This window comes from Myxacorys chilensis (assembly GCF_059505265.1).
This window is the reverse complement of record NZ_JCACKG010000108.1, coordinates 1-10,864: the sequence shown is the minus strand read 5'-3', so window position 1 is coordinate 10,864 and position 10,864 is coordinate 1. Positions and strand designations below refer to the sequence as shown.

At 48.0% G+C, this 10,864-nt stretch carries 16 protein-coding genes; 1 reads left to right on the top strand and 15 read right to left on the bottom strand.

What is annotated here, in order from left to right:
* Positions 1 to 29 precede the first annotated feature (29 nt).
* The 15 genes from AC5JLB_RS08210 to AC5JLB_RS08140 form a co-directional block, all read right to left on the bottom strand.
* Positions 30 to 278 carry a VOC family protein gene (locus AC5JLB_RS08210; RefSeq protein ID WP_495873340.1) on the bottom strand — a complete coding sequence of 83 codons (249 nt, stop codon included), beginning with the start codon at positions 276 to 278 and terminating at the stop codon, positions 30 to 32.
* Between the two features lie 115 nt (positions 279 to 393).
* Entirely contained in the window at positions 394 to 798 is a 405-nt protein-coding gene (locus AC5JLB_RS08205) for a GNAT family N-acetyltransferase (protein ID WP_495873339.1), read from the bottom strand.
* Between the two features lie 114 nt (positions 799 to 912).
* Positions 913 to 1,359, bottom strand: a complete 447-nt coding sequence (locus tag AC5JLB_RS08200; protein ID WP_495873338.1) for a VOC family protein — start codon at positions 1,357 to 1,359, stop codon at positions 913 to 915.
* Between the two features lie 4 nt (positions 1,360 to 1,363).
* On the bottom strand, positions 1,364 to 1,900 hold the full coding sequence (locus tag AC5JLB_RS08195; protein ID WP_495873337.1) for a GNAT family N-acetyltransferase: 537 nt from the start codon (positions 1,898 to 1,900) through the stop codon (positions 1,364 to 1,366).
* 3 nt (positions 1,901 to 1,903) lie between these two features.
* Positions 1,904 to 2,827 (bottom strand): glutathione S-transferase family protein, encoded by a 924-nt coding sequence (locus AC5JLB_RS08190; RefSeq protein WP_495873336.1) that lies wholly within the window; start codon positions 2,825 to 2,827, stop codon positions 1,904 to 1,906.
* Positions 2,808 to 3,128, bottom strand: a complete 321-nt coding sequence (locus AC5JLB_RS08185) for a cupin domain-containing protein (RefSeq protein WP_495873335.1) — start codon at positions 3,126 to 3,128, stop codon at positions 2,808 to 2,810. Before AC5JLB_RS08185 ends, AC5JLB_RS08190 begins: the two co-directional genes overlap by 20 nt.
* A 242-nt stretch (positions 3,129 to 3,370) precedes the next feature.
* A complete protein-coding gene (locus AC5JLB_RS08180) occupies positions 3,371 to 3,841 on the bottom strand; it encodes a hypothetical protein (RefSeq protein ID WP_495873334.1) in 471 nt (156 codons plus the stop codon).
* Between the two features lie 183 nt (positions 3,842 to 4,024).
* Positions 4,025 to 4,474 carry a hypothetical protein gene (locus AC5JLB_RS08175; protein WP_495873333.1) on the bottom strand — a complete coding sequence of 150 codons (450 nt, stop codon included), beginning with the start codon at positions 4,472 to 4,474 and terminating at the stop codon, positions 4,025 to 4,027.
* A complete protein-coding gene (locus AC5JLB_RS08170; protein WP_495873332.1) occupies positions 4,461 to 4,895 on the bottom strand; it encodes a cupin domain-containing protein in 435 nt (144 codons plus the stop codon). The genes AC5JLB_RS08175 and AC5JLB_RS08170 overlap by 14 nt, the downstream gene beginning before the upstream one ends.
* Positions 4,896 to 5,033: 138 nt before the next feature.
* Positions 5,034 to 5,900 carry a nucleotidyltransferase domain-containing protein gene (locus tag AC5JLB_RS08165; protein WP_495873331.1) on the bottom strand — a complete coding sequence of 289 codons (867 nt, stop codon included), beginning with the start codon at positions 5,898 to 5,900 and terminating at the stop codon, positions 5,034 to 5,036.
* Positions 5,901 to 5,979: 79 nt separating this feature from the next.
* Positions 5,980 to 6,432: a hypothetical protein gene (locus AC5JLB_RS08160; RefSeq protein WP_495873330.1), complete on the bottom strand. Its 453-nt coding sequence runs from the start codon at positions 6,430 to 6,432 to the stop codon at positions 5,980 to 5,982.
* 47 nt (positions 6,433 to 6,479) lie between these two features.
* Positions 6,480 to 7,109 (bottom strand): NAD(P)-dependent oxidoreductase, encoded by a 630-nt coding sequence (locus tag AC5JLB_RS08155; RefSeq protein WP_495873329.1) that lies wholly within the window; start codon positions 7,107 to 7,109, stop codon positions 6,480 to 6,482.
* A gap of 280 nt (positions 7,110 to 7,389) precedes the next feature.
* A complete protein-coding gene (locus tag AC5JLB_RS08150) occupies positions 7,390 to 7,890 on the bottom strand; it encodes a GNAT family N-acetyltransferase (protein WP_495873328.1) in 501 nt (166 codons plus the stop codon).
* 92 nt (positions 7,891 to 7,982) lie between these two features.
* A complete protein-coding gene (locus tag AC5JLB_RS08145; RefSeq protein ID WP_495873327.1) occupies positions 7,983 to 8,984 on the bottom strand; it encodes a methyltransferase in 1,002 nt (333 codons plus the stop codon).
* A 66-nt stretch (positions 8,985 to 9,050) separates the two neighbouring features.
* Complete coding sequence (locus AC5JLB_RS08140) at positions 9,051 to 10,271, bottom strand: LGFP repeat-containing protein (RefSeq protein WP_495873326.1); 1,221 nt, start codon at positions 10,269 to 10,271, stop codon at positions 9,051 to 9,053.
* Between the two features lie 179 nt (positions 10,272 to 10,450).
* Here AC5JLB_RS08140 and AC5JLB_RS08135 point away from each other — a divergent pair.
* On the top strand, positions 10,451 to 10,864 hold a 414-nt coding region (locus AC5JLB_RS08135), incomplete at its 3' end, for an IS6 family transposase (protein WP_495873325.1).

Here is a 10,864-nt window from a genome sequence, read left to right as displayed (position 1 = left end):
TCAGAAACAACTCCTTTATTCTCCTTTTTCTACTGCTGATGAATCAGCCCTGCCCAAAGGTGGGTGGGACGAGTGCGGACTGACTGTGCTTCTTCTGGGTCGTGAACCCAAAGCAATTCCAACATACAGTTGTGGAAGAAAAAGCGGCGACAAGCCGTGCCCTGTTCAGGATGAACATTGGAAGTTCCTTCGGTTAAGCCAAAAGACACGAGGCGATCGGCTGCGGGTGCATCAATGTCTGTAAAAATAAAGAGATGATCGAGTTCAAATTTAGCCATAGTATTTCCAGCTCTACCGCAAAGATTTTTAAGTGACATACGGACTGGTCTTGTTCAGATGTTGAGATTCGCTAAAGTGCTTGCGCTGTTGCATTGCCGTCAATCATATCTGTCATCACGTTCTCCACTGCGATCGCTGAATTTCCCATCTCCACACTCCGCCAACATCAGGATCGATCTCCTCGGATACTTGGGTCAATCCGCACTTCTCTAGTACGCGAGTTGAAGCATTGCGCTCTGCCAATGTGTGAGCACAAACAGAATCCACTAACGCGGACTCAAAAGCAATCTGAATCAGTTGCCGGGTTGCAGATGTAGCAAAACCTCTACCCTGATACTCTGGAGCGATCGCGTAACCAATTTCAACACTGCGCTGGGCATCAGGCGGGAATTTGAAGCCTCCCAGTCCAATCAAGGCTTGATCAGAAGGCAAAATAAACAGATAGGGAAGCCAAGGATGCCAAAGTTGAGCCGATTTCATCTGATTCAGAATCACCTGAAGTGCGCCTTTAAAGGGCATATATCCATCGGCGACCTGAAGCCTGTAAGCCTTGAGAAACGCATCTGCACCCTGAGTTATTCAAGATGCTCATCGAGCCAGGAACAAGTTCTACAGCCATGATTCAGACTTCCTTTACTTTCTTGCTACAGCAGATTGTGACAACTGTTCTATTGTCAATCCTATTTCCTGTCCGTAGGAGAGTTCGAGCGTATGACCATCGGGATCGCGCAAGAACGCCCAATAGCCAATGGGATATCCAGAATCTTGAGGCTCTTGTACCAAAATACCTGCCTGACGTGCCTGCTCACAGAGAGCATCCATCACTTCGCGACTTCTACAACCGATGCCAAGATGAGCCAGTGGAGATAGAACCGTCTGCACTGAGGCAGTCTGAATCAGCACAATGACAAAGGGGCGGGTACGATCACATAGCCACACGACTGCCACTCCGGTTGCGGCATCAACGCGACGGTGAATCACTTGCATTCCAGCGTATTGAGCATAGAACTCGGTACTACGATCGACATCCGCCACGGGCAGTGCAATATGCGTCAGTCCAATATCAAGGTTAGAATTCATAATCTTAATGCTCCATCTCATCAGATCGCACTTTTGTTCGCCGTACTTCGCTCATATCCTGTGATGCTGCCGACCCAGGAACCCATCTCAGAAAACACCGATTTCCCTGCTGCTCTGTAATCTCTGCGCCTAAACGACTATAAAAACTAAGTCCACGAGTATTTCGAGCATCCGCATTCCAAGCAAGATGGGTGCAGTCATTTTCTTGAGCAATTTGAGCGAGATGCTTCATTAAAGCTGCTCCTGCACCTTGGCTTCGTCGATGTCGATCGACATATAAATCATCCAGCCAAAGACTCGGTTGACCAACAAATGATGAATATCTGAATCCGTACAGTGCGAAACCGATCTTAAGTCCTGACTCTTCTGCAAACAAAACATAAGCAAAAGGACTTTCACCAAAAAGCGTGTTGCGTATTTTGCCTTCAGTGGCTTGCAATAAGCCGGAGAATGCGCCAACGTCACGGTCAAATTCTGCTTTCTTTTGAATGAAGGAGAAAATGAGCGAGACATCATTAGGAGTAGCGGATCTAACGTTCATTGCTTAATTAAAATCTAGGATGGGACCTTTTGGCACAATGCGACTCGGATTAATCTCAGGCATACTTCTGTAGTAACCTTGCTTGATAGAGTCGAGATTGCACGTTACTTTGAACTCAGGACGTTGATACAGTGCTTTGAGATAGTTCCAGAGATTCGGATAGTCCACAATGCGGCGTAAGTTGCATTTGAAGTGACTATAGTAAACCGAGTCAAACCGATACAAAGTGGTAAAGAAACCAATATCTGCCTCTGTGAGTTGATTCCCGCAGAGATAACGCTGTTGACCTAGAACCGATTCCCAATGATCTAACTGCTCGAAAACGTCGGTTACTGCGGCTTCGTAAACGACTTGAGACGTTGTAAAACCAGCCTGATACACACGCCGACTGATCGAAGTTGCGATCGCATCGATCGTGTCATCAATTTGAACTTGTAGTTTACGAGGATAAAAATCAACGTTCTGCATTGCTAATTCTGCAAACTCAACATCAAACATACGAACAATTTCATGTGATTCGTTATTGACGATCGTTTGCTGTTGCCGATCCCACAACACTGGAACCGTGACTCGTCCAGTGTTGTTCGGATCTGCTTTGAGATAAATCTCGGACAAGTATTGTGCATGATTCACTGTATCGGCTGCATCCGAAAACTTCCAACCGCGATCGCTCATTATGGGATCAACGATCGAAACAGAGATCACCTGCTGTAATCCTTTAAGTTCTCGCATAATCAGTGTGCGATGCGCCCACGGGCATCCCAAAGCAACATAAAGGTGATAGCGTCCAGCTTCTGCCTTAAATCCACTCTCGCCATCCATCGTTACACGGCTCCGAAAGGTCGTCGGCTTGGGATTATATTGACCATTGGGATTGCGTTCTGTCCATTCATTCGTCCATTTCCCTTCAATCAGCATTCCTGGCATGATTTTCTCCTTTTTGCTCACTTTCTAGAGTCGGATCGTAAAGCACAACATTCTCTTGTTCATTGGGATCATTGCGAGCGACTAACGCATAAGCAGGCTCATCTGCACTCAAGTTGTGCGGTTGATGGGGTACACCGGGTGGAACGAAAATGAAATCTCCAGCTTCGGCAATCTTTGTTTGCTTCAATCCTCGACCATAGCGAGTTTCGACTCGACCTTTGATCAGATAAATCGCCGTTTCATAGTTCGCATGGAAATGGGGTTCAGCGGTTCCACCGGGAGGAATGACCGCCAGATTCATGGAGATGCCTGTTGCCCCAGTTGTGTTTGCAGAAATGCCTACAAAGTAAGGTAACTGTTGACGAGTCTGAGTTGTAGCATCTGGGTGAACAATGCAAATGTCTGGTTGCTGTAGATTCAGTGGGCAGATCGGCAGTCGTGTCGTCTATCATGATTGATTCTCCTAAAACAGAATTAAGGGTCTAAATTACGCTGTTGGGCTTTTCGTTGAGCGCGATCGTAGTTTCTCGATCTCCAGGCTCTCTAGAGAGCTTGTGCTACTGCAAGTAATGATTGGGGTTCCATAAACGTCAAGTATCGATCGATCAGTTCTGGTGGTAAGAGTTCGATCAGCAATTGGTTTTCCAGCCAGAGTTCAATGATGTCGAAGTAGCTATCGCCCCGACGACAAAGCGCCATACGCCACTGTTCTCGATCCGCGATCGCACGAATCTGATCTATGCTAATGGGAACAGAAATCGCCGTGTGATTTGCGCTGTAAGAGGTTGCTTCTGAATACTGCTGAAGGTGCCCCGGTTCATTCGTCGCCTCACCTGGAAATAGAGCCGTGCCGTAGGGGTGAAGCTCAACCATTGTTCCGTGAGTGTCGAGTGCTAAAGCAACATAGCTACCGGGATGATAAGGAAAGGGAATCGATTGCCCTTGTAGGATTTCTGCTAGGACTTGGCTCACGTGTAAGGGATTGTGAACTGCGATCGAAATGTGATGAATCATGATGAATTTACCGAGTGACTGATGTGTAAGACTCAGAGCGGAGTAGCTTTCCGTAGTGTTCGAGATAGAATTCTGGGGGTTTTGCGATCGATCGAACTGACTCGCGATTGCTAAGAGTTTCCTGCCATTGGTTTAGTCGATCGATGGGCACAAGGACACAGCATCGCGCTATAGAGTTCAATTTTAGTCATCAGAAAGTGCCTCTGTTCTTGCCCAGAAAAGGTGCCGTATTTGCCAGAGATAGCAAGTTGTCCATACCGCAAAAAGCGCAAAGGGTAGAAACAATAAATTGCCTGGGCTGATGCTTCCTAAATATAGATCTCGCGTCCATGCTGCGGTCAAAGGATACAGCCATAGGAGATTTGCCATTTGTGCAGTCGTCCATCCCCAAGCTTGTAAGCGCCATAGCCCCAACACGCTAACGATCAAAAGAGGGATTGCCCAAATCAGGTCTGCCACCATGAAGCCAAGTGTTGAGGCGACAGAAGTTGGGTCTAGACTGAGAGACAGGTGAGCCACTCCAAATAGACGATGCTGAACTAGATACCAGAACAGCAGCGAGAGGACAGCAGCAATGCCATTGATAATTGCGATCGCGCTCACCTTTAAGGGGCGTAAGTCATTGGTCTTCATGCTTCACCTCTGGCGTTAGATGATAGGGGATAGATTGCTCCTGCTCGTCGGGATCGTTACGAGATGCTAGCGCATGAACAGATTCCGTTGCGCTGAGGTTTCGCGGCTGATGGGGCATTCCTGAAGGCGTAAAGATGAAATCTCCAGCTTCGCAGATTTGGCAGTGCTCAAGCTGTTGTCCATAACGGAATTCAACCCGTCCCTTGAGGATATAGATTGCAGTTTCATGGACTGGATGAATGTGAGGTGTAGCCACTGCACCCGGAGGCATGATCACCAGGTTCATAGAAAGCCCTTTCGCGCCTGTGGTCTTGGCAGAGATGCCAACAAAATTGGGCGTGCGATCGCGAGTTAGTATGTCGGCATCAGGACGGATCACAAGCAACGGAGTTGATGGTTGAGATACGGTTGTTTCTATCATGGGTAGTTCTTTCCTCGTGGTTTGAAGGGTGATTGAGTTATGCTAATCTGCATAGCTTTTTCTACTTACGTTGCCATCTCGCTAGCTGGTTGACTGACAAATCTTTTGTAGGTTGGGTTTCACGATGTTAAACCCAACCTACTGGACTGGATTAACTAACCGACGATCGCCATACCATTGACTCAAATCCTGCTCAATTTCTTCAAGGATTGCGATCGCATCCATAATTGATTTTGCATTAACCGATAGCAAAGTAAATACTGACTCAACCTGTTGTTGATAATTCTGTGGACATAGCGCAAAGCTGTTGGCAACTGCCACCGCGCCCTTTTCATTCAATAAGTACTCTTCATTGAGTGCAAATAGTACCTGATTCATACAAGCCACACTGCGAAAACAACACCCTGCTGCATATACAACATCACCTCGGACAACTGCCTTCTTGGCAACGAAGAGCGAAAAACTAATTTCCCAGGCAAACTTATTAATCGTTGCTTGTTTAAGCTGAATCGGATAGGGCTTTGTTTTAACCTTTAAACCGTCTAAAACACTATGCGGGTCGTGAAGTGGCAAACAAATAGCTACTTCACCCATATAGATAGAGGATACAAAGCCGTGGGGATGACCAGGTTGGTAATCAATCGTAATTTGCCCAGCATGGCAATCATCAATAACACGGCTAACCTGAGCTAAATCACGGTAGAGAAAATCTACAGGTACACCTTCTATCCGTAACCAACCGCCACCATTGATCCATCTTCCCCATTCGCCAATTGGGGTGATTAAATTTGCACGATGGTTATCGTCAAGTTCAGCGGCAAGATGATTAAGCGCCATCAGATCGAGGGGGTTCTCAAGCGAGTAATAGAGTCCCAAATCCACATCCGACTTTTGCGTATGGTTGCCTCTTGCTCTTGAGCCACCTAGAGCGATTGCGGCGATTCCCTCAACTGACTGCAAACGATCAACAACGCAATGGATAAACTGAGGCAATGGCTGATTCATAGATGGTGAATGGCGACATGGTTGATACCTGATACAAGGTTCATGGGGAAACTCCAATAAAGGGGATGAATCGCGATCGCTAGACTGGCGAGAATGCCAAGGTGAGCATCACGAGTGTTAGGACGGCAGAGCCAGTGATCCCAAACGTTCGCGGCCAGTTGTAGCGGATCAATTCACTAATTACTCTTTCCTGCTTGCCGCCGTTCTCCAGTCGGTGATGACGCGGTATCTCTAGTACCACAGTGACGACCAGCCCGACTAGCCCACAGACTGCATTCGCTAGAGCAATCCACAGGGGGATCGACAGGGGACGGAAGAAAATCAGCACCATGGGTAAAAGAAAGCAAGCAAACCCTGGGAGAATGACCGGAAGCGGAATTCGACTTGAATAGAACCTGTGATAATTAACATAGTCATCTGATCCGACCTTGGCGAACAGGGGGTAGACAACGAGTTGAACAAACCAGATTACACCCAGGTTATAGAGAATGAATAGGGTACAGACCAATAAGAACTGATGCGAGAAGTCCATAATTTCCTCCTGATTTAAAGTTTTACCAGCTTCAGCAAGCCGAGCATTCAGTAAGCGATCGCTGGAACTTTACACAGATAGTCATTGCTTGTTGCCTGTCGCAGCATAAAATCTGCAACATCTGCCCGTGCAATCTGCGTTCCCGAAGCGGGAAGGTCATTCACAGCGATACGGTAGTGCCCGGTTCTGGGTGCATTTGTCAGAGCCATCGGACGCACAACCACCCACTCCGGCACCTGTCCTCGGATTTCCTCCAGCGCCCGCCGATGATCAGCTAGTGTGTGAGGAATGAATCGTTTGATCAAAAACAGGAGCGCGGTTCCCCGCATCCCCTGCGCGGTCTCATCGAGGATGCCAAAATTCGATAGAAAAATCAGTCGGCGAACTTGACATGCCTGCATCCCTTGCACAATATTGCGGGCACCTGCTGAGTACAAAGTGATCGCACCTTTGGTATTTGCACCTAACGTCGCAAACGCCGCATCTTGCCCGATCAAGGCTTGCTTGACCGAATCTGCATTGAGGACATCACAAGCCAAAACGCGCAGTTGTGGATGGGTAATGGTTACATTCGCAGGCTGCCGAACGGCTGCTGTGACTTGATAGCCCAGTGCGAGAGCCTGCTCGACCAGACAACGCCCCACACCTCCATTTGCGCCAAAAATAACAATGTTCATGAGTTGATTCCCTGATGGATCTAAATTATGGGTTGGACTGGTTTCCAGGCCCCAGTGAGTCTAAACCCTTCCACGATGGGTTCACTCCACTTATGCATCGGTTTAGTGAGTTGCTGGGAAATAACGTTCCCACCCCACACCCCCACACCCTTCAATCGGTTAGGACTTGTTAAAAGATAACTTCACGGGTTGAACTTGTTTGATTGTCTAAAAGCGTGAAGTTATTTCTTTACAGCTCCTTACTTTATTCGTCTGATCTAGCAATAACACCTTGAAAGGGCTAGATTGCATAGATCAAACAGCGTCCGTATTCATGTTCAAACTCTTTCTCAAACTCCATGCCGAGCTTGCACACAACCCGAATCGAAGCCTGATTTGCAGGATCGATCAGACAAATTAACCGCGTCAGATGCAGGTGTTCAAAGGCATATTGCATGACTCCCTGCGCCACCTCAGTTCCTAATCCTCGCCCCCAGTATGCCTTGGATAGCAAATAGGCGATCTCTACTTCTTCACGCCCCTCGATCGTCCAGGGCAGCAACCCACACCGTCCGATGAACTGGTTTGTTTTTTTATCAAGGGTCGCCCAAAGCCCTAACTGTGGATACTTTGGATGTCCATTGAGAAACCACTCCAATTCTTCCTTCGTCTCTTGGTACGTCTGGGGCGCATCGGGAATAAATCGCGTCACCTCTGGATCTTGATAAATCTCATAAAGGCGATCGATATCTCCTAGTACCTGATGTCTTAAAACGAGTCGATTGGTTTCCAAAATTTTCATCGCTTACCCTCCAAAGCCAGACGATGGATAAGGTTACTAAGCTGGAGCTTCGTAACTAGGATCTCCGACAGCCTGCTAGGAGAAAACTGCTGCTAGATTTTTACTGCCTCAATGATGTTAAGCAATGACGGGGTCGGAATCACGCGGGTCAGTTCAAACCCATTCGATCGCAATAATGATCGATACTCCTCCTGCGTGCGTTCTTGTCCGCTCACCATCAACAGCATAATCAAATCGAAGAATTTTACTGGAGAAGGTTCATTTTCCGGTGGAATAATGCTTTCAAGCAGCAGTAGCTTGCCCTGATCAGGCATTGCTTGATAGCAATTCTTCAAAATGATCGAAGACTTTTCATCATTCCAATCGTGGATGATCCACCGCATTAAGTAAGCATCGCCACCCATCGGCACAGATTCAAAGAAGTTTCCGGCAACGGGTTGAATTGTCTGATCGACCTGAACGTTAGCAATGATTTCAGGTAAGTCAAACAAAATGCCCTTGAGGTGAGGGTTTGCTTGCACAATTGTAGCAATTAAGCTGCCTTGCGCTCCGCCCACATCCACAATCGTATTAAACCGAGAAAAGTCATAGCTTGCGACAACTGCTTGCGCGATCGCAGTTCCCGTACTGCTCAACGATTGCGAAAACACCTTCCCCGCTTCAAGATGTCGAGCATAGTAATCCCAGAGCGACATCCCGGCTGCGGCATCAAACGCACTCTCACCCGTTTTCAGGCTGTGCAATCCGTTGCTCCAGCCCATTGAATGATCCTCGCCCATCTGGGACATCACCACATATCGCATTGAGCCAGGACTATCGCTCTTCAGCGTTGCCCCCAACGGAGTTAATCCAAAAGATTGATTCGATTCGGTCAAGATACCAATACTGCCCAAAACACGCAGGAACCGATAGAGCGATCGCGGATCGGTATGGGTTGCGGCGGCAAGTTGGGCAACTGTTTTCGGTTGATCGTCAAACAAATCAGCAATGCCTAGTTGAGCAGCGAGATAGAGCGATCGAGCAATCCAAAAGCCGCTAATTAGACTCATCATCGTCTCTTGCGGAGCGACTTCCACTTTTCCCATCGTCATCATAATTCCTTTCTCTCCAGTTAATCTTTGCATTCCACGATGGGTTCACCCCACTGATGCATCTATCTGTTAAACCTTGCGAACAAAGAAGTACAACCGATAACGCCCCTCACTGTCACTACCTAAATTCCAAGTAAAGTTAGATGCCGGATCACCTCCCTCCTCTCTCCTTGCCATTTGGATCAAAGCGTCCTGAGTGATCAATTCAGCGCGTCTACCGACATCATCATCCCCCGCGCCGACCAATTCGCTGAGCTTATCGGACAACAGTTTTACGACTTCAGGCGGCACTGAAACGCCTCCCGTTTGACTCGCAAGTGCTGCATTTCCCACATCTAGAATCGACTTGAACGCCCCTGAAAAAGCGTGCGGATCGCCTTCATCGTTTTCGCGAATCACGACGGCTAAAATCAGATCTCGCGCCGTCCCAGCATAAAGTCGCTTCGCAATGCGTGTGAGTTCTCCTTTATCCACACCTCCAATCACACCCGTTTCATGCGGCGTTTGAGGCTGTCCAGAAGTAGAAACTCCTAAGAACAGATAAGGCTCATCGCTACCGGATAGCTCACTCGATTCATCTAGACATTTAAACCCTGAAAACCATAGTTCGATGTTCACAGGAGTGAGAATTGTTTTTGTGCCGCCTTCGGGTGTCCAGCGAATTTCTCCCCCTTCAAAGCGGCTGTATCGACCTCTACCATTCGTGCCTTCTGTCACTAGCTCATCCGTCACCGGATACCCCAGTCTGCCACGCTCCCAGCCTTGTTCTGCCCAAGCTCCGCGAATGTAGCCTTTGACAATGTGTGCGCCTGTGTTCGGTGTCCAGTAAATCGATGCCCCATTTTCAAAGTGGTTGTAGCGCCCAATGCGATCGGGCGTTTCAGTTTCATCGGTCACCGGAAAGCCTAGCTCCCCAACATCCCACTTCTGTTCTCCCCACTTAGCGTAGATCAAGCCATAGACTGCAAATGCTTCTGCCGATTCTGATTTCCAAATGATTGTGCCATTTTGGAAATTGTTGAATCGACCTTTGCCGCTGCCTGCATTTAGCTCATCTGTGGTGGGATATCCCAGGGGACTTTTCTCCCAACCTAATGCTGCCCACTTAGTTCGGATCAGTCCATAAATTAAGTGTGCGCCTGTCTGCGGACTCCAGTAGATCGATGCGCCTTGATAGTGGCGGTAATGTCCAACTCCATCCGGGCAAACTTGTTCCGCGATCTTCGGTTGTCCAATCCAAGGATTTGCGCCGATCAATTGATTGTACTTGGTGTCAATAGCAGAAGCCATACTAACCTCCTTATGGGTCATTTGAAGTGTTATCGATTGAGCAATGTCGAGCAGTTATATTCGGTTCACTAAGTGGATTACAAACTTCCACGATAGGTTCATCCCGCCTATGCAGGTTGTGTCGCAAAAACCTGGGAATGGTAAGGTAAGCAGGACTAAACTCTCTTCTCAACCCTCCGATGTCTACTCCTGCTCTATTCAAGTGGCGGCATTTCTTGCCCCAAATCATCTTGCTCAATGTTCGCTGGTATTGCCGCTACGCCTTGAGCTACCGAGACTTAGAGGAAATGATGCAAGAGCGGGGGATGGAGGTAGATCACTCGACGATTAACCGATGGGTTTTGAAGTATGCGCCAGAATTGGACAAACGCATTCGACCCCACCTCAACCCCACGAATGACTCGTGGCGCGTGGACGAGACGTACATCAAAGTCAGAGGAGTGTGGAAGTATTTGTACCGAGCCGTGGATTCGGAGGGCAATACTCTGGATTTTATGCTGAGTGCAAAACGAGATGGGAAGGCGGCAGCGCGGTTTTTCCGCAAAGTGTTGGGAGCAGAGCACACTCAAACTCCACGAGTGATTACCGTCGAT

Excerpts from the sequence above, each read along its gene's own strand:
- AC5JLB_RS08210 (WP_495873340.1), bottom strand. The coding sequence starts at position 278 with ATGGCTAAATTTGAACTCGATCATCTCTTTATTTTTACAGACATTGAT.
- AC5JLB_RS08205 (WP_495873339.1), bottom strand. The coding sequence starts at position 798 with ATGCCCTTTAAAGGCGCACTTCAGGTGATTCTGAATCAGATGAAATCG.
- AC5JLB_RS08200 (WP_495873338.1), bottom strand. The coding sequence starts at position 1,359 with ATGAATTCTAACCTTGATATTGGACTGACGCATATTGCACTGCCCGTG.
- AC5JLB_RS08195 (WP_495873337.1), bottom strand. The coding sequence starts at position 1,900 with ATGAACGTTAGATCCGCTACTCCTAATGATGTCTCGCTCATTTTCTCC.
- AC5JLB_RS08190 (WP_495873336.1), bottom strand. The coding sequence starts at position 2,827 with ATGCCAGGAATGCTGATTGAAGGGAAATGGACGAATGAATGGACAGAA.
- AC5JLB_RS08185 (WP_495873335.1), bottom strand. The coding sequence starts at position 3,128 with ATGAATCTGGCGGTCATTCCTCCCGGTGGAACCGCTGAACCCCATTTC.
- AC5JLB_RS08180 (WP_495873334.1), bottom strand. The coding sequence starts at position 3,841 with ATGATTCATCACATTTCGATCGCAGTTCACAATCCCTTACACGTGAGC.
- AC5JLB_RS08175 (WP_495873333.1), bottom strand. The coding sequence starts at position 4,474 with ATGAAGACCAATGACTTACGCCCCTTAAAGGTGAGCGCGATCGCAATT.
- AC5JLB_RS08170 (WP_495873332.1), bottom strand. The coding sequence starts at position 4,895 with ATGATAGAAACAACCGTATCTCAACCATCAACTCCGTTGCTTGTGATC.
- AC5JLB_RS08165 (WP_495873331.1), bottom strand. The coding sequence starts at position 5,900 with ATGAATCAGCCATTGCCTCAGTTTATCCATTGCGTTGTTGATCGTTTG.
- AC5JLB_RS08160 (WP_495873330.1), bottom strand. The coding sequence starts at position 6,432 with ATGGACTTCTCGCATCAGTTCTTATTGGTCTGTACCCTATTCATTCTC.
- AC5JLB_RS08155 (WP_495873329.1), bottom strand. The coding sequence starts at position 7,109 with ATGAACATTGTTATTTTTGGCGCAAATGGAGGTGTGGGGCGTTGTCTG.
- AC5JLB_RS08150 (WP_495873328.1), bottom strand. The coding sequence starts at position 7,890 with ATGAAAATTTTGGAAACCAATCGACTCGTTTTAAGACATCAGGTACTA.
- AC5JLB_RS08145 (WP_495873327.1), bottom strand. The coding sequence starts at position 8,984 with ATGATGACGATGGGAAAAGTGGAAGTCGCTCCGCAAGAGACGATGATG.
- AC5JLB_RS08140 (WP_495873326.1), bottom strand. The coding sequence starts at position 10,271 with ATGGCTTCTGCTATTGACACCAAGTACAATCAATTGATCGGCGCAAAT.